Raw genomic sequence first — 25,211 nt, forward strand, 5'->3', positions numbered from 1 at the left:
ACCGCGGCATGGACGAGGCTGAGGCGCCCCTCGTGTCTGAACCTGCAGAGAGATCCCGAACCATGTCGTGGCTGTCCCGCTTCAGCCTGGCCCAGAGAGCGCTGATCGGCCTCGTGTCGATCGTCGCGCTCTTCTTCGGCGCCATAGCCATCCCACAGCTCAAGCAGCAGCTGCTGCCCTCCATCGAACTGCCGATGGTGTCCGTGCTCGCGCCGTACGAGGGTGCCTCGCCCGACGTGGTGGAGAAGCAGGTCATCGAGCCGATCGAGGCCACCCTCAAGGGTGTTGACGGCATCACCGGCATCACCTCGACCGCCAGCGAGGGCAACGCCCTGATCACGGCGCAGTTCGACTACGGCGACAGCGGCACCAAGCAACTCGTCGCCGACGTCCAGCAGGCCGTCAACCGGGCCCGCGTCCGGATGCCCGCCGACGTCGACCCGCAGGTGGTGGCCGGCTCCACCGACGACATGCCGACCGTGGTCCTCGCCGCCACCTCCGGCAAGGACCAGCAGGCCCTCGCCGACCAGCTGGAGAGCTCCGTCGTCCCCGTCCTGTCCGACATCCCCGGCGTCGGCCGGGTCACGGTCGACGGCGTCCAGAAGCTCCAGGTGACCGTCACCCCCGACCCCGCGAAGCTGGCGGCGGCCGGTCTCGACGGCGCCTCCCTCGCCAAGGGCCTCCAGGCGGGCGGCGCTACCGTCCCGGCCGGCTCCTTCGACGAGGAGGGCAAGAACCGCACCGTCCGGGTCGGCGCCGGCTACACCTCCCTCGCCCAGCTGGAGGAGCTGCGGCTGAGCGCCGGGCCCGGCAAGCCGGCCGTACGCCTCGCCGACGTCGCCACGGTGCGGCAGGAGGCCGCCAAGGCCGCCTCCCTGACCCGTACCAACGGCAAGCCCAGCCTGTCCGTCACCCTGACCATGGACAAGGACGGCAGCGCCGTCGCGATCTCCGACGCGGTCAAGGACAAGCTGCCCGAGCTGCGCTCCACCATCGGCTCCGGGGCCGGCCTGGCCGTGATCATGGACCAGGGGCCGGCCGTCGCCAAGTCCATCTCGGGCCTGACCACCGAGGGCGCCCTCGGCCTGGTCTTCGCGGTGCTGGTGATCCTGGTCTTCCTCGGCTCGCTGCGCTCGACGCTGGTCACCGCGGTCTCCATCCCGCTGTCCGTCGTCCTCGCGCTGATCGTCCTGTGGACCCGGGACCTGTCGCTGAACATGCTGACGCTCGGCGCGCTCACCATCGCCATCGGGCGGGTCGTCGACGACTCGATCGTGGTCCTGGAGAACATCAAGCGCCACCTCGGCTACGGGGAGGAGCGCGAGGCCGCGATCATCACCGCGGTCAGGGAAGTGGCCGGGGCGGTCACCTCCTCCACCCTCACCACCGTCGCCGTCTTCCTGCCCATCGGCCTCGTCGGCGGCATGATCGGGCAGCTGTTCAGCTCCTTCTCGCTGACCGTCACGGCCGCCCTGCTGGCGTCGCTGCTGGTCTCGCTGACCGTCGTACCCGTCCTGTCGTACTGGTTCCTGCGCGCCCCCAAGGGCGTGGCGGAGGAGGCCGCCAAGGACGCGGCCAAGGCCCGGCACGACGCGGAGGAGAAGGAGGCGCGCAGCCGCCTCCAGCGGCTCTACGTCCGCGTCCTGGGCTTCGCCACCCGCCGCCGGCTGACCAGTGTCGCCATCGCGGCGGCGGTCCTCGTCGCCACCTTCGCCATGACGCCGCTGCTCAAGACGAACTTCTTCGACCAGGGCGAGCAGAACACCCTGACGGTCAAGCAGACGCTGGCCCCGGGCACCTCGCTGGGCGCCGCCGACGAGGCGAGCCACAAGGTCGAGCGGGTCCTCGCCTCCGTCGACGGGGTCAAGGACTACCAGGTCACCGTCGGCTCCTCCGGCTTCATGGCGGCCTTCGGCGGCGGTACGGGCACCAACCAGGCCTCCTACCAGGTCACCTTGAAGAACGCCGGCGACGCCGACTCCGTCAAGCGGCGCATCGAGGGCGAACTGGCCAGGCTCGACGGCGTCGGCGAGACCCGGATCCTCGCGGGCGGCGGCTTCGGCAGCTCCAACCTGAGCGTGGTCGTCAAGGCCGGTGACGCGGGCGTGCTCGCCCAGGCCGCCGAGCAGGTCCGGGCCGAGGTGGCCAAGCTCAAGGACGTCACCGACGTGCAGAGCGACCTCTCCCAGTCCGTGCCCCGCATCTCGGTCACCGCCACCCCCAAGACCGCCGAAGCGGGCCTGGACCAGGCCGCCCTCGGCGCGCTCGTCGCCCAGGCCGTCCGTGGCACCCCGGCCGGCAAGGCCGTACTGGACGACACCGAGCGGGACATCGTCATCAAGTCCGCGCGGCCGGCCACCACCCTGGCCGAACTCCAGGCGCTGCCGGTCGGCCCGACGGCCGAGCTCGGCGACATCGCCGACGTGAAGACGGTCCCCGGGCCAGTCGCGATGACCCGGATCGACGGCGCCCGCGCCGCCACCATCACCGCCCGGCCGGCCGGCGACAACACCGGCGCCGTCAGCAGCGCGCTCCAGAGCAGCATCAAGGCGCTGGACCTGCCCGCCGGCGCCACCGCCTCCATCGGCGGCGTCTCCCAGGACCAGAGCGACGCCTTCGGCTCCCTGGGCCTGGCGATGCTCGCGGCCGTCGCGATCGTCTTCATGCTGCTGGTCGCGACCTTCCGTTCGCTGGTCCAGCCGCTGATCCTGCTGGTGTCCGTCCCCTTCGCGGCGACCGGCGCGCTCGGCCTGCTGATCGCCACCGGCACGCCGATGGGCGTCCCGGCGATGATCGGCATGCTGATGCTCATCGGCATCGTGGTCACCAACGCGATCGTCCTGATCGACCTGGTCAACCAGTACCGGAGCCAGGGCCTGGGCGTCGTCGAGGCCGTCGTCGAGGGCGGCCGGCACCGCCTGCGGCCCATCCTGATGACCGCACTCGCGACGATCTTCGCACTGCTCCCGATGGCGCTCGGCGTCACCGGCGAAGGCGGCTTCATCTCCCAGCCGCTCGCGGTGGTGGTCATCGGCGGCCTGATCAGCTCGACGCTGCTGACCCTGCTCCTGGTGCCGACCCTCTACACGATGGTCGAGCTCTTCAAGGAGCGCCGGCAGGCCAAGAAGCGGGCCCGCCTGACGGTGGTCCCGGCCCCGAGCGCGGGGGAGACCCCGGCGCGGGTGTGACCGTAGGACCCCGTACGCCGAAGGGGCGCCTCCCGGATCACCGGGAGGCGCCCCTTCGGGCATGCGGTGGGGAGCGGGGACTACGGCAGCGCCAGCATCCGCTCCAGGGCGAGCTTCGCGAAGCTCTCCGTCTCCTTGTCGACCTGGATCCGGTTGACGAGGTTGCCCTCGGCCAGGGACTCCAGGGCCCACACCAGGTGGGGGAGGTCGATGCGGTTCATGGTCGAGCAGAAGCAGACCGTCTTGTCGAGGAAGACGACTTCCTTGTCCTCGGCGGCGAATCGGTTCGCCAGGCGCTGGACCAGGTTCAGCTCGGTGCCGATGGCCCACTTGGAGCCGGCCGGGGCCGCCTCCAGCGTCTTGATGATGTACTCCGTCGAGCCGACGTAGTCGGCGGCCGCCACGACCTCGTGCTTGCACTCGGGGTGCACGAGCACGTTCACGCCGGGGATCCGGGCGCGGACGTCGTTGACGGAGTCGACCGAGAACCGGCCGTGCACCGAGCAGTGCCCGCGCCACAGGATCATCTTGGCGTCCCGCAGCTGCTCGGCGGTCAGGCCGCCGTTCGGCTTGTGCGGGTTGTAGAGCACGCAGTCGTCCAGGGACATGCCCATGTCGCGGACGGCGGTGTTGCGGCCCAGGTGCTGGTCCGGCAGGAACAGCACCTTCTCGCCCTGCTCGAAGGCCCACTCCAGCGCCTTCTTGGCATTGGACGAGGTGCAGATCGTGCCGCCGTGCTTGCCGGTGAAGGCCTTGATGTCGGCGGAGGAGTTCATGTACGAGACGGGCACCGTGCTGCCGGCTATCCCGGCCTCGGTCAGCACGTCCCAGCACTCCGCGACCTGCTCGGCGGTGGCCATGTCGGCCATCGAGCAGCCCGCCGCGAGGTCGGGCAGGACGACCTTCTGGTCGTCCGTGGTCAGGATGTCGGCCGACTCGGCCATGAAGTGGACGCCGCAGAAGACGATGTACTCGGCCTCCGGCTTGGCGGCCGCGTCCCGGGCCAGCTTGAAGGAGTCACCGGTCACGTCCGCGAACTCGATGACCTCGTCGCGCTGGTAGTGGTGGCCGAGGATGAAGACCTTGTCCCCCAGCTTCTCCTTGGCCGCGCGGGCACGCGCCACCAGGTCCGGGTCCGACGGCGAGGGCAGGTCGCCGGGGCACTCCACCCCGCGCTCGCTCTTGGGGTCGGCTTCGCGGCCGAGCAGCAGCAGGGCGAGCGGCGTCGGCTGGACGTCCAGTGGCTGGGTGTCCATAGGCTGGGCGGTGGTCACGACACGCACCCTTTCTGTTCTGCGACAAGGGACTTCTGAAGACGTTCGGAGCGACTTCTCGTCTATTTGACGCTATCTATCATAGCCGCTTCACGTCAGTTTGACGATGCCAATAGTGTCGATGTGACGAATTCGCCCGCTCCGCATGTCCCCGTCCGTCAGGTCCGCGCCCACGCCCCGGTGTGCGAGCATGAATATCTGGAACAAGGTGCGGGACCCGGAATGAATCCGCGGTCGCGCTGGTTGCCACCGACGGCAAGAGTCCGACGTTTCCCCAGCCTCCGGCGGGGAGCCGCCCACTTCGGGAGTGAATGCAGATGTCCGTACAGGACGAAAAGACCACCGTGAGCGACGGCATCCTCCTGTCCGACGCCGCCGCCGAGAAGGTCAGGACCCTGCTGGAGCAGGAAGGCCGCGACGACCTCGCGCTGCGCGTCGCCGTCCAGCCCGGCGGCTGCTCGGGCCTGCGCTACCAGCTCTTCTTCGACGAGCGCTCCCTCGACGGTGACGTCGTCAAGGACTTCGACGGGGTCAAGGTCGTCACCGACCGCATGAGCTCCCCGTACCTGCACGGTGCCTCCATCGACTTCGTCGACACCATCGAGAAGCAGGGCTTCACGATCGACAACCCGAACGCCACCGGCTCCTGCGCCTGCGGCGACTCGTTCAGCTAAACCAGCGGCCTACGCCGAGGGCCCGGACAGCGCATGCTGTCCGGGCCCTCGGCGTACTCCGGTGAGCGCTACTGGCGGGGGAGCGGCTTGCCCGTCGTCGCGTCGACCACCTTGCGCTCGCCCAGCGGCTTCTGGAGCGTCACCGACCGGGACATCTCCTTCGCCAGCATGATGCAGGCCCGGCCCGGCTGGTCCGGGGTGTCGGTGATCTTCACCAGGACGTCGGTCCCCTCCTCCCGCGCCTCCAGGGCGTAGCTGCTGCACACCCCGCCCCAGAAGTTCACGGTCAGCGTCCGGTCGGCCTCCTTGTACGAGAACCCGGGAACGGTACGCGGCCCCGCGCTCGGTGCGGCCGTCTCGCGGGCCGAAGCCGGCTCGACCACCGTGTGCGCCGGCGCGCCATCGGCCGCCGCCTCGAACAGCCAGGCCGGGACCAGACCCCGCCCGCCGCCGTCGACCGTCCCCGCGGCCAGGCCCAGCACGGCCCCCCGGACGGTCTCCGTCCGCGGCGGCTTCATCGGGCGCGGCTCCGGGTTGCAGGGCAGGGTGTCCGTCGCACCCGTCGGGGTGTCCGGGGCCAGCGGGACCGAGGTCGCGCAGCCGCTGGGGCCGGGGCCGGACCCGGCCGACCCGCCGCTGCGGGCGTTGAGCCGGGCCAGTGCCTCGGCGGCCCCGATCACCGGCTCCTCGGCGGTGCGGACCGGTGCCTTCAGCTCGCCGCTGCCCGCCACCACCGTGCCGTCGGGGCCGACGCTCACCTTGCTGGACCAGCCCTGCGTCGGTACCCCGCCCACCACCGGGTCGGCCGTCACCACCCGGACCGCGCCCTGGGTGAGGCGGGCGTCCAGCTTGGCGTCGGCCTGCCCCGCGCCCGCGAGCACCGGGGCGGCGGCGGACTTGGCCGCCTGCTCGGACACGGGCTGGGCGGTGTCGCCCGCGCCCTGCGGGAGGGTGGCCGGGCCGCAGGTGTCCTGGCCCCGCTTGCAGTTGTCGCTGCCCGAGCCCGAGCCGCTGCCCGCGCCGTTGCCGTCCCCGCCCGCCTGGAAGCGGGTGAAGTTCCAGGTCCCGGGGGCCGTCCGGGTGACCGTGAGCCGGGGCCCGGACCCGTCGGCGGCCTCACCGGCCAGCCACTGCTCGCCGGTGAGCCGGGGCGCGCCGGAAATGCCCAGGGCCGTCGCGAGCCGGGCCACCTCCTCGGAGGTCACCTCGCCGGTGGCCGCGTAGGCCGGGGCGGTGGCCGGGGCGTCGGGGAGCTTGACGCCGGCCCGGTAGGTCACCCCGGAGCCCGAGGGATCCGGCTCGCCGGGGGCGATGCCCGGGCCCGGCGGGGTCGGCGCCACGCGGGGCGCGGAGGCCGCGCTGTCACCCGTACGGGGGCCGCCCGAGCCGTCGCCGTAGGCCGTGGACGCCCAGTAGGCGGTACCGCCGCCCGCCAGCAGGACGGCCGCCGCGACCGAGCCGACGGCCCAGCCCGGCCGCCGTCGTGTGGGGCGTGATGTGTCGGGTCGTTCGGTGGTCACCGCATCGCTCCTTCGCCTGTCCCGCGTGTCTCGATGCGGGTGTGACGGAGCGGACCGCGAACCGGTTCCCTCCGGACAGGATCCCGACCCTAGTGGCCGTACTCCGCCGTGCCGGCGATCAGCCGCGCCGAAGCGGGCGGGACGCGGACGCCGTGGATCTGGGAGGGCGCCACCGGCGCGGGCCGCGGATCCGCCGGGACCGCCCAGTGCGGGGCCATCCGGGCGCAGTCGCCCAGCAGCCGCGCGAAGCCCGGCCGCGTCACGGCGGTGTGCTCGGCGTACCCGAAACCATCGGTGTAGGTCATGGAGGGCACGTTAAGCGCGGGTGACGCGAGGAGAAAGACCTACTACGGGGTAGTTTCGACGGGTCGGCCCCGAGCCGTCGACCGGGTAGTTTTGACTGTCCCCCCGCCCTCCCCCGCAGGAGCATCCACGCCGTGCGTATCGCAGTCACCGGCTCCATCGCCACCGATCACCTGATGACCTTCCCGGGCCGCTTCGCCGACCAGCTGGTCGCCGACCAGCTGCACACGGTCTCCCTCTCCTTCCTCGTCGACAACCTCGACGTCCGGCGGGGCGGTGTCGGCCCGAACATCTGCTTCGGCATGGGGCAGCTCGGCAGCCGCCCGATCCTGGTCGGCGCCGCCGGCTCCGACTTCGACGAGTACCGCGCCTGGCTGGACCGGCACGGCGTCGACACCGAGTCCGTCCGGATCTCCGAGGTGCTGCACACCGCGCGCTTCGTGTGCACCACGGACGCCGACCACAACCAGATCGGCTCCTTCTACACGGGCGCGATGAGCGAGGCCCGGCTCATCGAGCTGAAGGCCGTCGCCGACCGGGTGGGCGGCCTGGACCTCGTCCTGATCGGCGCCGACGACCCCGAGGCGATGCTCCGCCACACGGAGGAGTGCCGTACCCGGGGCATCCCGTTCGCGGCCGACTTCTCGCAGCAGATCGCCCGGATGGACGGCGAGAACATCCGCACCCTGATGGAGGGCGCGACGTACCTCTTCTCGAACGAGTACGAGAAGGGCCTCATCGAGTCGAAGTCCGGCTGGACGGACGCGGAGATCCTCTCCAAGGTCGGCACCCGCGTCACCACGCTCGGCTCGAACGGCGTGCGCATCGAGCGCGAGGGCGAGGAGCCGATCGTCGTCGGCTGCCCGGAGGAGAACGCGAAGATCGACCCGACCGGCGTCGGCGACGCCTTCCGCGCCGGTTTCCTGACCGGCCTGGGCTGGGGCGTCGGGCTGGAACGGGCGGCGCAGGTCGGCTGCATGCTGGCCACCCTGGTGATCGAGACGCTGGGCACCCAGGAGTACACCCTGGCCCGTGCGCACTTCATGGGCCGCTTCACCAAGGCCTACGGCGAGACGGCCGCCGCCGAGGTCCGGGCCCACCTGGCCTAGGGCGGGTTTCGAACCTCCCACCTGACCCGCGACGCCCGGCCCGCGCGCTCGTCCCCCAGCTGCCGCTGCGAGGTGCCCCCGGCGGTAGCTGGGGGACGAGCGCGCGTACGCCCGGTACGAGGGCGACCCTCCGCCTTGCGATCGCACGCACCGGACGCCGCGGGGCCCGCCCTCCGGGCGGCCGGCGCTCCCTTCGGAACACGCCCTAGCGGGTCTGCACGGCGACGCCCCCGGCCGGTGCCGGGGGCGTCGCCGTCACCGCAGCCGGCGGACCGTGTACGCCGCGCCCACCGGCCGGGCCGCCTCGCCCACGTACGCATGGCCGCGCATCGCGCACCACGCCGGGATGTCGAGCCGGGCCACCTCGTCGTCGGAGACCACCGTCACCGTCCCGCCCACGGGCACCGTGCCGATCGCCCGGGCCAGCTCGATGACCGGCTGCGGGCACCGCAGACCCAGCGCGTCCAGCTCCACCGACTCCGCGACCGGGGCCGCCTCCTGATCCTGCGGCACCCCGAGCCGGGCCCGGATGGCCGACACCGCCCGCGGCAGCACCTCCAGGAACCCGTTCACCTCCTCGGCCGTCGTCCCCGGCGGCAGGGACACCCGAACGTTCCCCTCCGACAGCACGCCCATCGCCTTCAGGACGTGCGACGCCGTCAGGGTGGAGCTGGTGCAGGACGAGCCCGACGACACCGAGTAGCCCGCCCGGTCCAGTTCGTGCAGCAGGGTCTCCCCGTCGACGTACAGGCAGGAGAAGGTGACCAGGTGCGGCAGCCGCCGCTCGGCGTCGCCCACCACCTCCACGTCCGGCACCAGCCGCGCGACCCGCCGCCGGATCCGGTCCACCAGCACCCGCAGCCGGGCCGCCTCCGCATCCGCCTCGGCGCGTACGGCCCGCAGCGAGGCCGCCGCCGCCACCACGGCCGGGAGGTTCCCGAAGCCGGGGGAGCGGCCCGACTCCCGCTCGTCCAGGGGGCCTTGCGGGGCGAACCGGACCCCCTTGCGGACCGCCAGCAGCCCCACCCCGGGCGGCCCGCCCCACTTGTGTGCGCTCGCGGTGAGCAGCGACCACGCCCCCTCGACCGGGCCCCAGCCCAGCGATTGCGCCGCGTCCACCAGCAGCGGCACCCCCGCCGCGCCACAGACCTCGGCCACCTCCGCCACCGGCTGGACCGTGCCCACCTCGTGATTGGCCGACTGGAGGCAGGCCAGCGCGGTGGCCGGGTCCACGGCGGAGGCGTACCCGGCGGGGGACACCGCCCCCAGCCGGTCCACCGGAACCTCCGTCACCGTGCCGCCGGACGCCGCGTGCGCCTCGGCCGCGTGGAGGACGGAGCTGTGCTCCACCGCCGAGACGACCAGCCGGCCGCCGACCCGGCGGCGCCCGGCGAGCGCCCCCGCGACGCCCGTGTGAACCGCGTGCGTCCCCGAAGGAGTGAACACGAGCTCGTCCGGGCGGCACCCCACCGCCTCGGCGGCCGCCTCCCGCGCCGCGTCCAGCAACAGCCGGGCCCGCCGCCCCTCGCGGTACAGCCGGACGGGGTCGGCCCAGCCCTCGTCCAGGGCGGCCTGCAGCGCCTGCCTGGCCACGGGGTGGAGCGGGGCGGCGGAAGCGGAGTCGAAGTACGGCATACGGGCACGCTAACCGGCTCCCCGCCGCACCCGGGGTCAGGGCCCGTCAGAAGGGGTGTCCCGGCCGCCGTTCAGGGCCGGACGGAGCGTCCCCCGGACGGCGGATCCACCCCTTCGGGGTCAGTAGCGGCGCGTTGGGCACCCTCCCCGCGCGACCCCAAATAGCGTCCAGTAGGGTTTGGTCCGCATAAACATCCAAACCCCTGCCTGCGTCAGGGCCGGCGACCGACCCGAACACGGCCGCGGCCGGCCGCGCGGGCCGAGACTCTCGGGAAGGCGCTACGTGAGTCCCTACGGCTCCGACCGCTCGCCGCGGCGCCCGATGCGGCGGAAGCTGCTGCAGGCGCTGACTGCGGGCGCGGTCCTGGCGACCGCCACTGGTTGCTCGTACAACTGGCAAGACTTCCCCCGCCTCGGAATGCCCACCCCGGTCACGGAGGAGGCGCCCCGCATCCTGTCCCTGTGGCAGGGGTCGTGGGCAGCCGCCCTCGTCACGGGCATCCTGGTCTGGGGCCTGATCCTGTGGAGCGTCATCTTCCACCGGCGCAGCCGGACGAAGGTGGAGGTCCCCCCGCAGACCCGGTACAACATGCCCATCGAGGCGCTGTACACGGTCGTTCCGCTCATCATCGTCTCGGTGCTCTTCTACTTCACCGCGCGTGACGAGTCGAAGCTGCTCTCCCTCTCCGCCAAGCCGGCCCACACCATCAACGTGGTCGGCTACCAGTGGAGCTGGGGCTTCAACTACGTCGAGAACGTCGACGGCGACGGGGCCACCCCGAAGGCGGGCACGGTTCCCACGAACCTCGCCAACATTCCGGACCGCTTCACCAAGGACTTCCCCGCGGGCGCCGAAGGCGTCTACGACAAGGGCGTCCCCGGCGAGCGGAACCCGCAGACCGGCAACCCGGGGCCGACCCTCTACCTGCCCAAGGGCGAGAAGGTCCGCTTCATCCTGTCGTCGAACGACGTCATCCACTCCTTCTGGGTGGTGCCCTTCCTGTTCAAGCAGGACGTGATCCCCGGTCACACCAACGTCTTCGAGGTCACCCCGGACCAGTTCGGCACCTACAAGGGCAAGTGCGCCGAACTCTGCGGCGTCGACCACTCCCGGATGCTCTTCAACGTGAAGATCGTCTCGCCCGCCGAATACCAGGCGCACCTCAAGGAACTGGCCGAGAAGGGGCAGACCGGCTTCCTCCCGGCCGGCATCAAGCAGACCGACCCGGCCCGGAATGCGGAGACGAACAAACTGTGAGCATCCTCAACGAACCTCAGGGTGCCGCCGCAGCCGACTCGTACGAGAACGAGCTGCCGGTACGGCGCAAGCAGCCGGGCAACGTGGTCGTGAAGTGGATGACCACGACCGACCACAAGACCATCGGCACGATGTACCTGGTCACGTCGTTCGTGTTCTTCCTCATCGGCGGCGTACTGGCGCTCTTCATGCGTGCCGAGCTGGCCCGTCCGGGCTCGCAGATCATGTCGAACGAGCAGTTCAACCAGGCGTTCACCATGCATGGCACGATCATGCTGCTGATGTTCGCCACCCCGCTGTTCGCGGGCTTCGCCAACTGGATCATGCCGCTGCAGATCGGTGCGCCCGACGTGGCGTTCCCGCGGCTGAACATGTTCGCGTACTGGCTCTACCTCTTCGGCTCGACCATCGCGGTGGCCGGCTTCGTCACGCCGAACGGCGCCGCCGACTTCGGCTGGTTCGCCTACTCCCCGCTGTCGGACGCGGTCCGCTCGCCGGGCATCGGCGCCGACATGTGGATCATGGGTCTGGCCTTCTCCGGCTTCGGCACGATCCTCGGCTCGGTCAACTTCATCACCACGATCATCTGCATGCGCGCTCCCGGCATGACGATGTTCCGCATGCCGATCTTCACCTGGAACGTGCTGCTGACCGGTGTCCTGGTCCTGCTCGCCTTCCCGGTGCTGGCCGCCGCGCTCTTCGCGCTGGAGGCCGACCGGAAGTTCGGTGCGCACGTGTTCGACGCGTCCAACGGCGGCGCCCTACTGTGGCAACACCTCTTCTGGTTCTTCGGCCATCCAGAGGTGTACATCATCGCGCTACCGTTCTTCGGCATCGTCTCCGAGATCATCCCGGTCTTCAGCCGCAAGCCGATGTTCGGCTACATCGGCCTGATCGCCGCGACGATCGCGATCGCCGGACTCTCGGTGACCGTGTGGGCCCACCACATGTACGTCACCGGCGGTGTGCTGCTGCCGTTCTTCTCCTTCATGACCTTCCTGATCGCGGTACCGACCGGTGTGAAGTTCTTCAACTGGATCGGCACCATGTGGAAGGGCTCGCTGTCCTTCGAGACCCCGATGCTCTGGACGATCGGCTTCCTGGTCACCTTCACCTTCGGTGGTCTGACCGGCGTCATCCTGGCCTCGCCCCCGATGGACTTCCACGTCTCCGACTCGTACTTCGTCGTCGCGCACTTCCACTACGTCGTCTTCGGCACCGTGGTCTTCGCGATGTTCGCCGGCTTCCACTTCTGGTGGCCGAAGTTCACGGGCAAGATGCTGGACGAGCGCCTCGGCAAGATCACCTTCTGGACGCTGTTCATCGGCTTCCACGGCACCTTCCTGGTCCAGCACTGGCTCGGCGCCGAGGGCATGCCGCGCCGTTACGCGGACTACCTCGCCGCCGACGGCTTCACGACGCTGAACACCATCTCCACGATCAGCTCGTTCCTGCTCGGCCTGTCGATGCTGCCGTTCATGTACAACGTCTGGAAGACGGCCAAGTACGGCAAGAAGGTCGAGGTCGACGACCCGTGGGGTTACGGCCGTTCGCTCGAGTGGGCGACCTCCTGCCCGCCGCCGCGGCACAACTTCCTCACCCTGCCGCGGATCCGCTCCGAATCCCCGGCGTTCGACCTGCACCACCCGGAGATCGCGGCCCTCGACCACCTCGAGGACCACACCGCCGGTGCCACCAAGGCCCTCACCGGCGACAAGGAGGCCGGCAAGTGAAGATCCAGGGCAAGCTGTTCCTCTGGCTCTCCTTCTTCATCCTGATCATGGCCGTCGTGTACGGCGTGTGGTCGAAGGAGACCGTCGGCACCACCGCGCTCTTCCTGGCCTTCGGCCTGAGCGTCATGATCGGCTACTACCTGGCCTTCACGGCCAAGCGCGTGGACGAGATGGCCCAGGACAACCTGGAGGCCGACGTCGCCGACGAGGCGGGCGAGCTGGGGTTCTTCTCCCCGCACAGCTGGCAGCCGCTCTCGCTGGGCATCGGCGGCGCGCTCGCGTTCATGGGCGTCATCTTCGGCTGGTGGCTCATGTACTTCTCGGCCCCGATCATCGTGATCGGCCTGTGGGGCTGGGTGTACGAGTACTACCGCGGTGAGAACCAGAACCAGTAGCGAGCACCACCCGCAGGACCCGGAGCACGGCACCAGGGGCCCGGACACCTCCAACGGAGGAGTCCGGGCCCCTCGTTTGCAGTCACCCCGCGCGCCGTAATTGTCATACCTTCATAGCGTTGGCTCCATGAAGCACTCACCGCGTCTTTGGACGGTACTCAGCTGCTCCCTGCTGGTCGCGTCCCTCGGGGCCGGCGCCACCGCGTGCGGGGGGTCCGACGACAACCCGCTGTCCGCCCGTCCGTACGACGCGGGCGACCACGTGTCTTTCAACCAGGCCTCCGGCGGCCGCCCCGTCGACCCCAGCCGGCCGCTGGAGGTCACCTCGAAGGGCTCCGGCTCGCGGATCACCGACGTGACCGTGGTGGACACCCACGGCCGCCGCCTGGCGGGCGAGCTCTCCGCCAAGGGCGACCGCTGGCACAGCACCGCCTCGATGGCCGCCGGCGTCCGCTACACGGCCACCGTGAGCACGGAGGACGAGCGGGGCGCCCCCGGGCAGCGGACGCTGACGTTCGACACCACCCCGGCCAAGAAGGTCCTCCAGGTGGAATTCGGCCCGGACGCGGGCAAATACGGCGTCGGACAGCCCATCACGGCCGAACTGAGCGAGCCGGTGAAGGACAAGGCCGCCCGCGCCCTCGTGGAGCGCGGTCTGGTCGTGGACGTGCCGTCGGGCGTCGAGGGCGCCTGGCACTGGGTGGACGACAAGAAGCTGCACTTCCGCCCCAAGGACTACTGGCCCGCCCACTCCACCGTCTCCGTCCGGAGCAACCTGGAGGGCGTCAAGGTCACCGACGACCTCTACGGGACCGCCAGCAAGCCGCTGAAACTGGAGATCGGCGACCGCGTCGAGGTCACCACCGACGCCGCGTCCCACTACCTCACGTTCAAGCGCAACGGAGAAGTGATCAACACCATTCCGGTGACCACCGGAAAGCCCGGCTTCTCCACCCGCAACGGCATCAAGGTGGTCCTCGGCAAGCAGTACTACGTCCAGATGCGCGGCGACACCGTCGGCATCGGCGGCAGCGAGTACTACAACCTGCCCGTCTACTACGCGACGCGCGTCACCTGGAGTGGTGAATACGTCCACGCCGCGCCGTGGTCCGTCGGCTCCCAGGGCTACGAGAACGTCAGCCACGGCTGCACCGGCATGAGCACCGGCAACGCCGCCTGGTTCTACGAGAACATCAGCGAGGGCGACATCGTCAAGGTGATCAACAGCATCGGCGACGAGATGGACACCTTCGGCAACGGCTACGGCGACTGGAACATGGACTGGAAGGACTGGCGCGAAGGCAGCGCCCTGGTGGGCGGCACCCAGGAAGGCCGCAACGCGGTCGACCAGGCCCGACTGCGCCCGCAGGTCTGAACCGGCCCCGCAGGCCCGCCCAGCGGCCCCGAACCGGCCCGTGCGGGAGCCCCCAGGCTCCCGACGGGCCGGTTCCGCTTGAGCGGCGCCGGGCTACGCGTCCAGCGATAGCCGGGCGCGCAGGAGACGCGCCAGGACCTCCGGGAACTCCACCGGGTCAACCGGAAGGGTGACGGCCGCATCCGCCCGGCTCCAGGTGGCCAGCCAGGCGTCCTGCGGGCGTCCCATCAGCAACAGCACCGGGGGACAGCGGAAGATCTCGTCCTTGATCTGCCGGCACACGCCCATGCCGCCCGCCGGAACGGCCTCGCCGTCCAGCACGCACGCGTCCACGCCGCCCTCGTCCAGCGCCTTGAGGACCGCCGGCAGCGTCGCGCACTCCAGGAACTCCACCGGCGGCAGGTCCGCGGCCGGCCTGCGCCCGGAGGCCAGCCGCACCTGCTCCCGGGTGCCCGCGTCGTCGCTGTAGACCAGAACTCGCGCAGTCGCCCGCATTTCGTTCCTCCACGTGTGCCCGTGAATCACGTTGATGTTGCGCGGGATGCTACTCCGTCCGACCGCTTGTCAACATCGGTTCGCACGGCCTCGCGGACCGCCGCCGGTCAGCAGATCTGATGGGCCGTTCGGGCCTTGCACACGCCTCTGACACTCCGAACGGCACCCCCCGGGGTGAGGGCGGGATAAGCGACCGACATAATGTCGGTCGTGGCGACAGCAACGACAGTAGATACCGGGCACGCGCACCCGACGGTCAACCGGCCGAACCTCGTCAGCGTCGGAACCATCATCTGGTTGAGTTCCGAGCTGATGTTCTTCGCGGCCCTCTTCGCGATGTACTTCACCCTGCGATCCGTGACGGGCGCCGAGTACTGGACAGAGCAGGCTTCGGCCTTGAATCTGCCCTTCTCGGCGACGAACACCACGATCCTGGTGCTCTCCTCCCTCACCTGCCAGCTCGGCGTATTCGCCGCCGAGCGCGGTGACGTGAAGAAGCTCCGGACGTGGTTCATCATCACGTTCGTCATGGGTGCGATCTTCATTGGCGGCCAGGTGTTCGAGTACACCGAGCTGGTCAAGCACGAGGGCATGTCCCTCAAGTCCGGACCGTACGGGTCGGTGTTCTACCTGACCACCGGCTTCCACGGTCTGCACGTGACGGGCGGTCTCATCGCCTTCCTGCTGGTCCTCGGCCGGACGTACGCGGCCAAGAGGTTCACCCACGAACAGGCCACGTCGGCCATCGTCGTGTCCTACTACTGGCACTTCGTCGATGTCGTCTGGATCGGCCTCTTCGCGACGATCTACCTGATCAAGTAGCGAACACGTCGCCGGGCACGCCCGGCAATCCATCCAGAATCACCGACGCAGAAGATCCTGACACCGGGGTAATCCGTGAAAAAGCTCTCCGCACGACGACGCCATCCGCTGGCGGCGGTCGTCGTTCTACTCCTCGCGCTGGCGGCCACTGGGGGGCTTTACGCCGCCTTCGCCCCCGCGGGCAAGGCGCAGGCCGATGACACCGCCCAGTCCCTCGCCATCGAGGAGGGCAAGAAGCTCTACGCCGTCGGCTGCGCAAGCTGCCACGGAACCGGCGGTCAGGGTTCCTCTGACGGCCCCAGCCTGGTCGGCGTCGGCTCCGCGGCCGTCGACTTCCAGGTGGGTACGGGCCGCATGCCCGCCCAGCAGCCCGGCGCGCAGATCCCGGCCAAGCCCGTGATCTACACGCAGGCCCAGATCGACCAGCTCGCCGCGTACGTCGCCTCGCTGGGAGCCGGCCCGGCCGTGCCCACCCAGAAGCAGGTGGACCCGGCGGGTGCCGACATCGCCAAGGGTGGCGAACTGTTCCGCAACAACTGCGCGCAGTGCCACAACTTCACCGGCGAGGGCGGCGCCCTGACGCACGGCAAGTACGCCCCCAACCTTGCGGACGTCTCGCCGAAGCACATCTACGAGGCCATGCTCACCGGCCCGCAGAACATGCCCTCCTTCCCCGACAGCACGATGCCGGAGAAGCAGAAGAAGGACATCATCGCGTACCTCCAGAACGTGAACGGCGACAAGTCGGTCAGCCCTGGCGGCCTGAAGCTCGGTGGCCTCGGCCCCGTCTCCGAGGGTCTGTTCGGCTGGATCTTCGCTCTGGGTGCGCTGATCGCTGTCGCCGTCTGGGTCGCGGCCCACACCGCTAAGGCCAAGAAGTCATGAGTAGCCAAGACATTCCCGAAGAGAAGCACCTGCCGAGCGAGCAGGGCGACGCGCACCACGGTGGCGTAGCAGTCGCGGACGACCCGTTCGCCGACCCGGGCCTGCCGGTCCACAAGCCGCGCATCCAGGACATCGACGAGCGGGCCGCCAGGCGGTCCGAGCGCACGGTGGCGATGCTGTTCACGCTGTCGATGCTCGCCACGATCGGCTTCATCGCCGCGTACGTGACGATCCCCGTCGACAAGTTCGTGTACATCTTCCCGATCGGGAGGGTGAGCGGCCTGAACTTCGCCCTCGGTCTGACCCTGGGCACGGCCCTCTTCTGCATCGGCGCGGGCGCGGTCCACTGGGCCCGCACCCTGATGTCCGACGTGGAGGTCGCCGACGAGCGCCACGCCATCGCGGCGCCGCCGGAGGTCAAGGCCAAGGTCCTGCAGGACTTCGCCGACGGCGCGAGCGAGTCGGCCATCGGCCGCCGTCCGCTGATCCGCAACACCATGCTGGGCGCGCTGGCCATGCTGCCGCTGTCCGCCGTGGTGATCATGCGCGACCTGGGCCCGCTGCCCGAGGAGAAGCTGCGCAAGACCCTGTGGGCCAAGGGCAAGCTGCTCATCAACCAGAACACGATGGAGCCGCTGCGTCCCGAGGACGTGGTCGTCGGTTCGCTGACCTTCGCCATGCCGGAAGGCCTGGAGGAGACCCAGCACGACTTCCAGAACCAGATCGCCAAGGCCGCCCTGATGATCGTCCGGCTCCAGCCGCAGGACATCAAGGACAAGCGGGAGCTGGAGTGGTCCCACGACGGCATCGTGGCCTTCTCCAAGATCTGCACCCACGTCGGCTGCCCGATCAGCCTGTACGAGCAGCAGACCCACCACGTGCTCTGCCCGTGCCACCAGTCCACCTTCGACCTCTCCGACGGCGCCCGAGTCATCTTCGGCCCCGCTGGTCACGCGCTTCCGCAGCTGCGGATCGGCGTCAATGACGAAGGCTTCCTCGAAGCGCACGGCGACTTCGAAGAGCCCGTCGGTCCTGCATTCTGGGAGCGCGGATGAGCACTGCCACCACCACCGACAGTCAGCGCAAAGCGCCCGCCGGCGAGCGGGTAGCGGACTGGGCCGACGGCCGCCTGGGCATCTACAGCCTGGCCAAGTCGAACATGCGCAAGATCTTCCCGGACCACTGGTCCTTCATGCTCGGTGAGATCTGCCTCTACAGCTTCATCATCATCATCCTCACGGGTGTGTACCTGACGCTGTTCTTCCACCCGAGCATGAACGAGGTCGTCTACCACGGCCCGTACGTGCCGATGCAGGGCGTCCAGATGTCCGAGGCCTTCGCCTCGACGCTGGACATCAGCTTCGACGTCCGCGGCGGTCTGCTCATCCGGCAGATCCACCACTGGTCGGCGCTCATCTTCGTCGCGGCCATGGTCGTGCACATGATGCGCGTCTTCTTCACCGGCGCGTTCCGCAAGCCGCGCGAGGTCAACTGGATCTTCGGCTTCCTGCTGCTGGTCCTCGGCATGTTCACCGGCTTCACCGGTTACTCCCTGCCGGACGACCTGCTCTCGGGCACCGGTGTCCGCTTCATGGAGGGCGCGATCCTGTCCGTGCCGATCGTCGGCACGTACCTGTCGTTCTTCCTCTTCGGCGGCGAGTTCCCCGGCGGCGACTTCGTCGCACGCTTCTACTCGATCCACATCCTGCTGCTGCCCGGCATCATGATGGGCCTGCTGGTGGCCCACCTGATCCTGGTCTTCTACCACAAGCACACCCAGTACGCGGGTCCCGGCAAGACGAACAACAACGTCGTCGGCATGCCGCTGCTGCCGGTCTACATGGCCAAGGCCGGAGGCTTCTTCTTCCTGGTCTTCGGTGTCATCGCGGCCATCGCGGCGCTCGCCTCGATCAACCCCATCTGGGCGCTCGGCCCGTACCGCCCGGACCACGTGTCCACCGGCGCGCAGCCCGACTGGTACATGGGTATGCCGGAAGGCCTGATCCGTGCCATGCCGGGCTGGGAGATCAACCTGTGGGGCCACACCCTCGTGCTGGGCGTGTTCATCCCGCTGCTGCTCTTCCCGCTGGTGCTGGGCGCGATCGCCGTCTGGCCGTTCATCGAGTCCTGGGTCACCGGCGACAAGCGTGAGCACCACCTGCTGGACCGCCCGCGCAACGTCCCGACCCGTACGGCCTTCGGTGTCGCCTGGATCGCGGAGTACATCGTCCTGCTGATCGGCGGTGGAAACGACATGTTCGCGCAGTACTTCCACCTCTCGATCAACAACATCACGTGGTTCGTCCGGATCGGCTTCTTCGTCGTCCCGGTCCTCGCCTTCATCGTCACCAAGCGGATCTGCCTCGGCCTCCAGCGCCGGGACCACGACAAGGTGCTGCACGGTCGCGAGACCGGCATCATCAAGCGGCTGCCGCACGGTGAGTTCGTCGAGATCCACGAGCCGCTGCCGCAGGCCAAGCTGCACACGCTCACCTCGCACGAGCAGTACCAGCCGATCGAACTCGGCCCGACGGTCGACGAGAACGGCGTGGAGCGCAAGCCCAAGGCCACGGAGAAGCTCCGCGCGAAGCTGAGCAAGGGCTTCTACGCGGAGAACAACCAGATTCCGAAGCCCACGGTGGAGGAGTACAAGGAGATCCAGAGCGGCCACGGCCACCACTGATCCCGCATGACCGCTTGAGGGATTGATTCCGGTCAATCCTGGTGTCGCCACGGCGAGAGCCCCGTCCAGGGTCTGGACGGGGCTCTTTGCCGTCCGCCCCGGCTGGATAGGCTGAGGGCCTTCCCATTCGACGTGGGCGGCGAGTACGGGGCGGCCCACTAGCGCAGGAGCGGACCATGAACGTTGCGACCCCGGCAGGCGGCGACAGCGTGGCGGCCCGCGGGTGGCCGGGCGTCCTCGACGCCCTGCTGACCGGCCGGGACCTGAGCAGCGACGACACGGCCTGGGCCATGGACCGGATCATGCGCGGGGAAGCCACCGACGCCCAGATCGCCGGCTTCGCGGTCGCGCTGCGGGCCAAGGGCGAGACCGTCGCGGAGATCAACGGCCTGGTGCGGGCCATGTACGAACACGCCAACCTGATCGAGGTGCCGGGCCGGACGGTGGACATCGTCGGCACCGGCGGCGACGGGGCCAAAACGGTGAACATCTCCACGATGTCCGCGATCGTCGTGGCCGGAACGGGCGCCAAGGTCGTCAAGCACGGCAACCGGGCCGCCTCCTCCGCCAGCGGGGCCTCCGACGTCCTGGAGAAGCTCGGCGTCAACCTCGACCTCACCCCGGCGCGGGTGGTGGAGGTCGCCGAGCAGGCCGGCGTCACCTTCTGCTTCGCGGTGAAGTTCCACCCCGCGCTGCGGCACGTCGCCGCGGCCCGTAAGGAGCTGGGCATCCGGACCACCTTCAACTTCCTGGGCCCGCTCACCAATCCGGCGCGGGTCCGGGCGCAGGCGACCGGGGTGGCCGACGCCCGGGTGGCCCCCATCGTGGCGGGCGTGCTCGCCGAACGCGGCTCCTCCGCCCTGGTCTTCCGCGGCGACGACGGCCTCGACGAGCTGACGACGACGGCCACGTCCCGGGTGTGGTGGGTGCGCGACGGCGCGGTGACGGAGCTGTCCTTCGACCCGCGCGACGTCGGCATCGACCTGGTGGACGTGTCGGCGCTGCGGGGCGAGGACGCCTCGTACAACGCCGACGTGGCGCGCCGGCTGCTGGCCGGCGAGACCGGTCCGGTGCGGGACGCGGTGCTGCTGAACTCGGCGGCCGCGCTCGTGGCGCTGGACCCGGGCACGGGCTCCCTGGAGGAGCAGCTCGCGGCGGGCATCGCCCGGGCGGCCGAGGCCATCGACTCGGGCGCGGCCCGGGCGGCGCTGGAGCGCTGGGTGGCGGCGAGCAACGCGTAGGCCCTGGCCGGGCGGTGTGCGCAGGCGCCGGCCGGGCCGTGTGAGAACGGCGTGAAAGAGGTGACCCCGGTCCAGCATGCGGACCGGGGTCTTGCGCGTGCGGGATCTTGTGGCAGGATGCTGACCAGGTCACGAGTGACAGCGCTTTGGCCCCGGCTCGCTGTCCGGCAACCCTCCTTCCGTGGCGGGGTGCCCCGGGTGATGACCAGGCCGTAGGCAGTGAGGTCTACGGCAAGCGCGGATCCCTCGACACCAGGGATCCTGGTCCTCGAGGAGCTTTTTCCGTGAGCAAGCGAATGCGATAGGGCGTCTGCGCCCCTTCTTCACCCCTCGGAAACAGGGTCGCTTCCGCGTACCCGGAACCCCGAGACACCCCCGTGCCCCGGACGGCCGCCGAGCCGTACCCGCGTACGGGCAGACACCGAAGCCATTCCGTCCTGCCTGCCGGGAGATACCGCCATGTCCGCATCCCTGAACGTCACCGCCACCGCCACCGCCGACCGCACCGGGTGTGCCGAGCCGCTGCCCGTGCTGGGCCGGGACGTCACCGTCCCGCTCGTCACCGGCGGCGAGGTCACGTACGCGGCCCTCGACTACGCGGCCAGCGCGCCGGCGCTCCAGCGGGTCTGGGACGACGTGGCCGCGTACGCCCCGTACTACGGCAGCGTGCACCGCGGCGCCGGATACCTCTCGCAGTTGTCGACCGACCTGTTCGAGCAGAGCCGGGCCACGGTCGCGGAGTTCCTGGACTGCCGGCCCGCCGATCAGGTGGTCTTCACCCGGTCCACGACCGACTCGCTCAACCTGCTCGCGGCCGTGCTCCCCGCCGGCTGCCAGGTCTTCGTCTTCGAGACCGAGCACCACGCGTCGCTGCTGCCGTGGGGCGACGCGCAGGTCACGTACCTCAACGCGCCGCGCACCCCGGACGAGGCCGTCGCCACCCTGGAGCGGGCGCTGGCCGGGCGGGATCCGTACGGCCCGGCGCTGGTGTGCGTCACCGGCGCGTCCAACGTCACCGGCGAGCTGTGGCCGGTGAAGGAACTCACCGCCGCGGCGCACGCCCACGGCGCGCGGATCGTGCTGGACGCCGCCCAGCTGGCGCCGCACCACCCCGTCTCGGTGCGGGAGCTGGACGTGGACTGGGTCGCCTTCTCCGGGCACAAGCTGTACGCGCCGTTCGGCTCCGGCGTACTGGCGGGGCGGGCCGACTGGCTCCAGGAGGCGCAGCCGTACCTGGCCGGCGGCGGCGCGTCGCGGAAGGTGGCCCGGCGCGCGGACGGGGGCGTGGACGTCGAGTGGCACACCACGGCCGCCCGGCACGAGGCCGGCTCCCCGAACGTCATCGGCGTCTACTCCATCGCCTCCGCCTGCCGGGCGCTGACGGAGGCGGGCTTCGAGGGCCTGGTTGCCCGGGAACGGCAGCTGATCGCGCAGGTCCGCGAGGGCCTGGCGGCGGTCCCCGAGGTCCGGGTCCTCTCCCTGTTCGGGGACGAGGCCCCGCGGGTCGGCGTGATCTCGTTCGTGGTGGAGGGCTGGAACAGCTCCCACTTCGCCGCCGCGCTGTCGGCCGAGTACGGCATCGGCGTCCGCGACGGCCTGTTCTGCGCCCACCCGCTGGTGCGGACGCTGCTGGGCAGCGAACCGCAGGCCCAGGGCGAATGCGGGGCGCCGGAGGCGGCGCCGGGGGAGCGGTCGCTGAACGCGATCCGCGTCAGCTTCGGCGCGGGCACCCCGGACGAGCACGTGGAGCGCTTCGTCCGCGCGGTGCGGGAGCTGGTCGCGGACGGCGCGAAGTGGCAGTACCGCACGGAGGAAGGCCGCTGCGTGCCCGTCTCTTGACGCGGCCCTCGCGCGGCTCAGCGCCAGGGTGCTTCCCCGGCGTCGGCGGGGCGGTGGTTCGAGGGCGGCCTCGTGCCGGGCGGCCGCACACGCAGGCAGTGGCCGCCCTGGGCGAGGCACGCGACCTCAGCCGGTGGTCATGCCGGGGGCCGGTACTCGGCCCGGGCGAGTGGGTGCCGCGCACGCGTAGCGGTGGCCGCGCGAGCGCGGCCGGGTCCACGCGCGTCAGTGGAGTGGTGGTCTGAGGGCGGCCTCGGGCCGGGGAGAGACGGTGCTCGGCTGGTTGGTTGGGCGGCCGCGTGTGCGTGGCGGTGGGGGCCTTGGTGTGGTGCGCGCGCCTGGGCCGGTGCCCGGGCGTCGGTGGGGTGGCGGTTTGAGGGCGGGCTCGTGCCGGGGGCCGGTGCTCGGTCCGGGTGGTTGGGCGGCTGCGTGTGTGTGGCGGTGGGGGCCTTGGTGTGGTGCGCGCGCCTGGGCCGGTGCCCGGGCGTCGGTGGGGTGGCGGTTTGAGGGCGGCCTCGTGCCGGGGGCCGGTGCTCGGTCCGGGGGGTCGCCGCATGGGTGCGGCGTGCGACCTCGGCCGGGTCCACGGACGGCCACGACCGGGCGTGGTCCGTAGCTTCGGGGGCGGCGGCGGAACGGCAGATCCCCGGCCTCGGCGGCAGCACGCCGCCGAGGGTCCAGGGGCGGTACCGGCGGCTGGCACTGCGACCGCCTGACGGGCGGGCCGGTCGGCCCGCCGAGGAGGCGAGAGCCGGGGGGAGCTGGGCAGCCCCGCTGCGAGCGGCCCCGCGCCCCGAGCCCGCTGCGCGGAACGGCGCCGGCGGGTAGCCGGCGGCTCGGGACGAGGGAACATGGACCCCGGACCCGGGGCCCGACCGCTGGCAGGAGCGCGACCGGCGCAACGCGCCGGCCGTTCTGCGGAGCCGCGGACCGACACCTGCCGGACGGCACGGCTATCGGCGGCCGCCAACGTCCGCTAGGACGACGAGCTGGGCGTCCGGCCAGCGGTAGGGCCGCGACCGGGCGGAGATGCCGTGCCGTGCGACGACAACCGGGGGGCGTCCACCGGTAGGGCCGCGACCGGGCGGAGATGCCGTGCCGTGCGACGACGGCCGGGGGGCGGCCAGCGGTAGGGCCGCGACCGGGCGGAGATGCCGTGCCGTGCGACGACGGCCGGGGGCCGGCCAGCGGTAGGGCCGCGACCGGGCGGAGATGCCGTGCCGTGCGACGACGGCCGGGGGGCGGCCACCGGTAGGGCCGCGACCGGGCGGAGACCCTCGCCGGCCGCCTGGGGGCCGATGGTGGGCCACTCCTGCGGCGGGGACCCGGGCCGGACCGGACGGCTGCTTCCGTCAAGCCCCCGGCCAGGGGCTACGCGTCGAGGCCGATCGCGAAGGCGGCTTCCAGGTCGTGCTGGGAGTACGTGCGGAACGCCACGTGGGTGTCCGTCGCCTCGACGCCCGGGATCTTGCTGATCCGGCCCGGGATGATGTCCGCCAGGTTCTCGTGGCGGGCGACGCGGACCAGCGCGATGAGGTCGTAGGTGCCGGTGACCGAGTAGACCTCGCTGACGCTGTCCAGCTGCGCGATGGACTCGGCGATCTCGGGGATCCGGTCCACGCTGGTCTTGATGAGCACGATCGCGGTGATCACGGTTGGCTGTCTCCCTCGCTGGCCGTCGCTGGTCGCCTCACTCTAGTCGTACGCCGATATCGCACCCAGGCGTAGGCGAACCCGACGGAGAACCCCACCACGTGGGCCAGGTACGCCACCCCCGGGCCGCTCGCCGCCCGGTGCGCCGCCAGCCACTGCAGGCCGAACCAGAACATCAGCACGATCCACGCGGGGAACCGCAGCGGCAGGAAGAACAGGAACGGGAACAGGCTCGTCACCCGGGCCCGCGGGAACAGGCACAGGAACGCGCCCAGGACCGCCGAGATCGCCCCCGACGCCCCGACCAGCGTCTGGTCGGAGGAGGCGTTGGCCGCCGCGTACGCCGCCAGCGCCAGGTAGCCCGTACCGACGTAGAAGAGCAGGAACGCCGGGCGGCCCATCCGCTCCTCCGCCATCGCGCCGAACACGTGGAGGAAGAGCATGTTGCCCAGTAGGTGCAGCCAGCTCCCGTGCACGAACAGCGCCGTCAGCGGCGTGAGCAGGGCCCGGGCCGTGCCGCCGAAGAGCTCGTCCGGGACCACGCCCCAGCGCCGGAAGTACGCGGTTCCCGTCTCCAGCAGCAGGTCACCCGTCCCGTACCCCGGGTTCAGGCCGGAGGCGGGGCCGAGGACGAACACCACACAGCAGCCCGCGATCAGCGCGCGGGTGACCACCGGGCCGCGCACGGCATCGCCGAGGGCGGCCTGCCACCTTACGATCATGCGTCAGAGCATGACGCAGCACGGCCCCCGTGCGGGTGGTGCCAGGCCGTAGGGTTACGTGCTGCGGTGCGCCGATCGCCGCCATCGGCTCCCGGCGGCTCCGGCGGGCGGCTTTAATTGAAAGAGCTACGAAGGAGAGAGCGTCCTGATGACGGTTCCCCAGCCGACCGACACCACCCGGTGGCGCTGCACCCTGTGCGGCAACCTCACGCGCTTCGACGTCACCCGTTCGTCGAAGGTGGTGGAGTACGTCCACCTGGACCTCGCCGGGGAGCCCAAGGTCGAGGAGCGCGAGGTGGTCAATGAGACCATCGAGTCGGTCCGCTGCCGCTGGTGCAACGCGGTGGACCAGATCGAGCTCGTGGACAGGCCGGGCACGGACTCCTGACGGGAGCCGGGCCCACAGT

21 protein-coding genes and 1 riboswitch are annotated in these 25,211 nt (G+C 70.7%); of the genes, 14 read left to right on the forward strand and 7 right to left on the reverse strand.

The annotated features are described in order from the left end of the window. Window positions 1-62 precede the first annotated feature (62 nt). The gene (locus ACZ4M3_RS14745; RefSeq protein WP_467732506.1) at window positions 63-3,188 is read left to right on the forward strand and encodes an efflux RND transporter permease subunit; all 3,126 of its coding nucleotides are present in this window, start codon (window positions 63-65) and stop codon (window positions 3,186-3,188) included. Window positions 3,189-3,268: 80 nt separating this feature from the next. Here the strand turns inward: ACZ4M3_RS14745 and nadA are convergent, their stop codons facing one another. Continuing rightward, window positions 3,269-4,471 carry a quinolinate synthase NadA gene (gene nadA, locus ACZ4M3_RS14750; RefSeq protein ID WP_467732508.1) on the reverse strand — a complete coding sequence of 401 codons (1,203 nt, stop codon included), beginning with the start codon at window positions 4,469-4,471 and terminating at the stop codon, window positions 3,269-3,271. A 308-nt stretch (window positions 4,472-4,779) separates the two neighbouring features. Between nadA and erpA the strand changes: the two genes are divergently transcribed. Next, window positions 4,780-5,136, forward strand: coding sequence for an iron-sulfur cluster insertion protein ErpA (erpA, locus tag ACZ4M3_RS14755; protein WP_136217385.1), 357 nt, complete (start codon window positions 4,780-4,782; stop codon window positions 5,134-5,136). Window positions 5,137-5,204: 68 nt separating this feature from the next. On the opposite strand, the gene ACZ4M3_RS14760 is transcribed toward erpA, so the two are convergent. Together ACZ4M3_RS14760 and ACZ4M3_RS14765 are read right to left on the reverse strand one after the other, a co-directional pair. Then, window positions 5,205-6,656 (reverse strand): hypothetical protein, encoded by a 1,452-nt coding sequence (locus ACZ4M3_RS14760; protein WP_467732510.1) that lies wholly within the window; start codon window positions 6,654-6,656, stop codon window positions 5,205-5,207. Between the two features lie 89 nt (window positions 6,657-6,745). After that, window positions 6,746-6,961, reverse strand: a complete 216-nt coding sequence (locus ACZ4M3_RS14765; RefSeq protein WP_467732512.1) for a hypothetical protein — start codon at window positions 6,959-6,961, stop codon at window positions 6,746-6,748. A gap of 132 nt (window positions 6,962-7,093) precedes the next feature. Here ACZ4M3_RS14765 and ACZ4M3_RS14770 point away from each other — a divergent pair, with 132 nt between their 5' ends. Beyond that, window positions 7,094-8,068, forward strand: coding sequence for a carbohydrate kinase family protein (locus tag ACZ4M3_RS14770; RefSeq protein WP_467732514.1), 975 nt, complete (start codon window positions 7,094-7,096; stop codon window positions 8,066-8,068). A gap of 255 nt (window positions 8,069-8,323) precedes the next feature. On the opposite strand, the gene ACZ4M3_RS14775 is transcribed toward ACZ4M3_RS14770, so the two are convergent. Next, window positions 8,324-9,703, reverse strand: coding sequence for an aminotransferase class V-fold PLP-dependent enzyme (locus tag ACZ4M3_RS14775; protein WP_467732516.1), 1,380 nt, complete (start codon window positions 9,701-9,703; stop codon window positions 8,324-8,326). 283 nt (window positions 9,704-9,986) lie between these two features. On the opposite strand from ACZ4M3_RS14775, the gene ctaC reads away from it, so the two are divergent. The 4 genes from ctaC (at window position 9,987) to ACZ4M3_RS14795 (ending at window position 14,464) form a co-directional block, all read left to right on the forward strand. Then, on the forward strand, window positions 9,987-10,961 hold the full coding sequence (gene ctaC / locus ACZ4M3_RS14780; RefSeq protein ID WP_467732518.1) for an aa3-type cytochrome oxidase subunit II: 975 nt from the start codon (window positions 9,987-9,989) through the stop codon (window positions 10,959-10,961). After that, window positions 10,958-12,694 (forward strand): aa3-type cytochrome oxidase subunit I, encoded by a 1,737-nt coding sequence (gene ctaD / locus ACZ4M3_RS14785; RefSeq protein ID WP_136215172.1) that lies wholly within the window; start codon window positions 10,958-10,960, stop codon window positions 12,692-12,694. Before ctaC ends, ctaD begins: the two co-directional genes overlap by 4 nt. After that, window positions 12,691-13,089, forward strand: coding sequence for a cytochrome c oxidase subunit 4 (locus tag ACZ4M3_RS14790; RefSeq protein ID WP_467732520.1), 399 nt, complete (start codon window positions 12,691-12,693; stop codon window positions 13,087-13,089). Before ctaD ends, ACZ4M3_RS14790 begins: the two co-directional genes overlap by 4 nt. Before the next feature lie 127 nt (window positions 13,090-13,216). Next, entirely contained in the window at window positions 13,217-14,464 is a 1,248-nt protein-coding gene (locus ACZ4M3_RS14795) for a L,D-transpeptidase (protein WP_467732522.1), read from the forward strand. 93 nt (window positions 14,465-14,557) lie between these two features. Here the strand turns inward: ACZ4M3_RS14795 and ACZ4M3_RS14800 are convergent, their stop codons facing one another. Next, the gene (locus ACZ4M3_RS14800) at window positions 14,558-14,959 is read right to left on the reverse strand and encodes a hypothetical protein (RefSeq protein WP_467732524.1); all 402 of its coding nucleotides are present in this window, start codon (window positions 14,957-14,959) and stop codon (window positions 14,558-14,560) included. Window positions 14,960-15,160: 201 nt separating this feature from the next. Between ACZ4M3_RS14800 and ctaE the strand changes: the two genes are divergently transcribed. From ctaE to ACZ4M3_RS14830, 6 genes are all read left to right on the forward strand, one after another. Further along, window positions 15,161-15,781 carry an aa3-type cytochrome oxidase subunit III gene (ctaE, locus tag ACZ4M3_RS14805; protein ID WP_190182179.1) on the forward strand — a complete coding sequence of 207 codons (621 nt, stop codon included), beginning with the start codon at window positions 15,161-15,163 and terminating at the stop codon, window positions 15,779-15,781. Between the two features lie 75 nt (window positions 15,782-15,856). After that, window positions 15,857-16,666, forward strand: a complete 810-nt coding sequence (qcrC, locus tag ACZ4M3_RS14810; protein WP_453354219.1) for a cytochrome bc1 complex diheme cytochrome c subunit — start codon at window positions 15,857-15,859, stop codon at window positions 16,664-16,666. Then, complete coding sequence (gene qcrA, locus ACZ4M3_RS14815; RefSeq protein ID WP_467732526.1) at window positions 16,663-17,721, forward strand: cytochrome bc1 complex Rieske iron-sulfur subunit; 1,059 nt, start codon at window positions 16,663-16,665, stop codon at window positions 17,719-17,721. The genes qcrC and qcrA overlap by 4 nt, the downstream gene beginning before the upstream one ends. After that, on the forward strand, window positions 17,718-19,349 hold the full coding sequence (gene qcrB / locus ACZ4M3_RS14820) for a cytochrome bc1 complex cytochrome b subunit (protein WP_467732528.1): 1,632 nt from the start codon (window positions 17,718-17,720) through the stop codon (window positions 19,347-19,349). Before qcrA ends, qcrB begins: the two co-directional genes overlap by 4 nt. Window positions 19,350-19,525: 176 nt before the next feature. Next, on the forward strand, window positions 19,526-20,590 hold the full coding sequence (gene trpD, locus ACZ4M3_RS14825; RefSeq protein ID WP_467732530.1) for an anthranilate phosphoribosyltransferase: 1,065 nt from the start codon (window positions 19,526-19,528) through the stop codon (window positions 20,588-20,590). A 127-nt stretch (window positions 20,591-20,717) separates the two neighbouring features. Then, window positions 20,718-20,834, forward strand: a riboswitch (SAM riboswitch). 215 nt (window positions 20,835-21,049) lie between these two features. Next, window positions 21,050-22,429 carry an aminotransferase class V-fold PLP-dependent enzyme gene (locus ACZ4M3_RS14830; protein WP_467732532.1) on the forward strand — a complete coding sequence of 460 codons (1,380 nt, stop codon included), beginning with the start codon at window positions 21,050-21,052 and terminating at the stop codon, window positions 22,427-22,429. A 1,371-nt stretch (window positions 22,430-23,800) separates the two neighbouring features. On the opposite strand, the gene ACZ4M3_RS14835 is transcribed toward ACZ4M3_RS14830, so the two are convergent. Both ACZ4M3_RS14835 and ACZ4M3_RS14840 read right to left on the reverse strand, forming a co-directional pair. Beyond that, window positions 23,801-24,082 carry an Lrp/AsnC family transcriptional regulator gene (locus tag ACZ4M3_RS14835; protein WP_007263678.1) on the reverse strand — a complete coding sequence of 94 codons (282 nt, stop codon included), beginning with the start codon at window positions 24,080-24,082 and terminating at the stop codon, window positions 23,801-23,803. Continuing rightward, window positions 24,079-24,804: a rhomboid family intramembrane serine protease gene (locus ACZ4M3_RS14840; RefSeq protein ID WP_467732534.1), complete on the reverse strand. Its 726-nt coding sequence runs from the start codon at window positions 24,802-24,804 to the stop codon at window positions 24,079-24,081. The genes ACZ4M3_RS14835 and ACZ4M3_RS14840 overlap by 4 nt, the downstream gene beginning before the upstream one ends. A 148-nt stretch (window positions 24,805-24,952) precedes the next feature. Here ACZ4M3_RS14840 and ACZ4M3_RS14845 point away from each other — a divergent pair, with 148 nt between their 5' ends. After that, the gene (locus ACZ4M3_RS14845) at window positions 24,953-25,192 is read left to right on the forward strand and encodes a hypothetical protein (RefSeq protein WP_385340533.1); all 240 of its coding nucleotides are present in this window, start codon (window positions 24,953-24,955) and stop codon (window positions 25,190-25,192) included. Window positions 25,193-25,211 lie beyond the last annotated feature (19 nt).

It is taken from the genome of Streptomyces sp. NPDC026522 (assembly GCF_055567555.1).

What these genes read in the sequence shown, in the direction of transcription:
- ACZ4M3_RS14745 (WP_467732506.1), top strand. Translation starts at nt 63, where the DNA reads ATGTCGTGGCTGTCCCGCTTCAGCCTGGCCCAGAGAGCGCTGATCGGC.
- erpA (WP_136217385.1), top strand. Translation starts at nt 4,780, where the DNA reads ATGTCCGTACAGGACGAAAAGACCACCGTGAGCGACGGCATCCTCCTG.
- ACZ4M3_RS14765 (WP_467732512.1), bottom strand. Translation starts at nt 6,961, where the DNA reads ATGACCTACACCGATGGTTTCGGGTACGCCGAGCACACCGCCGTGACG.
- ACZ4M3_RS14775 (WP_467732516.1), bottom strand. Translation starts at nt 9,703, where the DNA reads ATGCCGTACTTCGACTCCGCTTCCGCCGCCCCGCTCCACCCCGTGGCC.
- ACZ4M3_RS14795 (WP_467732522.1), top strand. Translation starts at nt 13,217, where the DNA reads ATGAAGCACTCACCGCGTCTTTGGACGGTACTCAGCTGCTCCCTGCTG.
- ACZ4M3_RS14800 (WP_467732524.1), bottom strand. Translation starts at nt 14,959, where the DNA reads ATGCGGGCGACTGCGCGAGTTCTGGTCTACAGCGACGACGCGGGCACC.
- ctaE (WP_190182179.1), top strand. Translation starts at nt 15,161, where the DNA reads ATGTCGGTCGTGGCGACAGCAACGACAGTAGATACCGGGCACGCGCAC.
- qcrA (WP_467732526.1), top strand. Translation starts at nt 16,663, where the DNA reads ATGAGTAGCCAAGACATTCCCGAAGAGAAGCACCTGCCGAGCGAGCAG.
- qcrB (WP_467732528.1), top strand. Translation starts at nt 17,718, where the DNA reads ATGAGCACTGCCACCACCACCGACAGTCAGCGCAAAGCGCCCGCCGGC.
- trpD (WP_467732530.1), top strand. Translation starts at nt 19,526, where the DNA reads ATGAACGTTGCGACCCCGGCAGGCGGCGACAGCGTGGCGGCCCGCGGG.
- ACZ4M3_RS14830 (WP_467732532.1), top strand. Translation starts at nt 21,050, where the DNA reads ATGTCCGCATCCCTGAACGTCACCGCCACCGCCACCGCCGACCGCACC.
- ACZ4M3_RS14840 (WP_467732534.1), bottom strand. Translation starts at nt 24,804, where the DNA reads ATGATCGTAAGGTGGCAGGCCGCCCTCGGCGATGCCGTGCGCGGCCCG.
- ACZ4M3_RS14845 (WP_385340533.1), top strand. Translation starts at nt 24,953, where the DNA reads ATGACGGTTCCCCAGCCGACCGACACCACCCGGTGGCGCTGCACCCTG.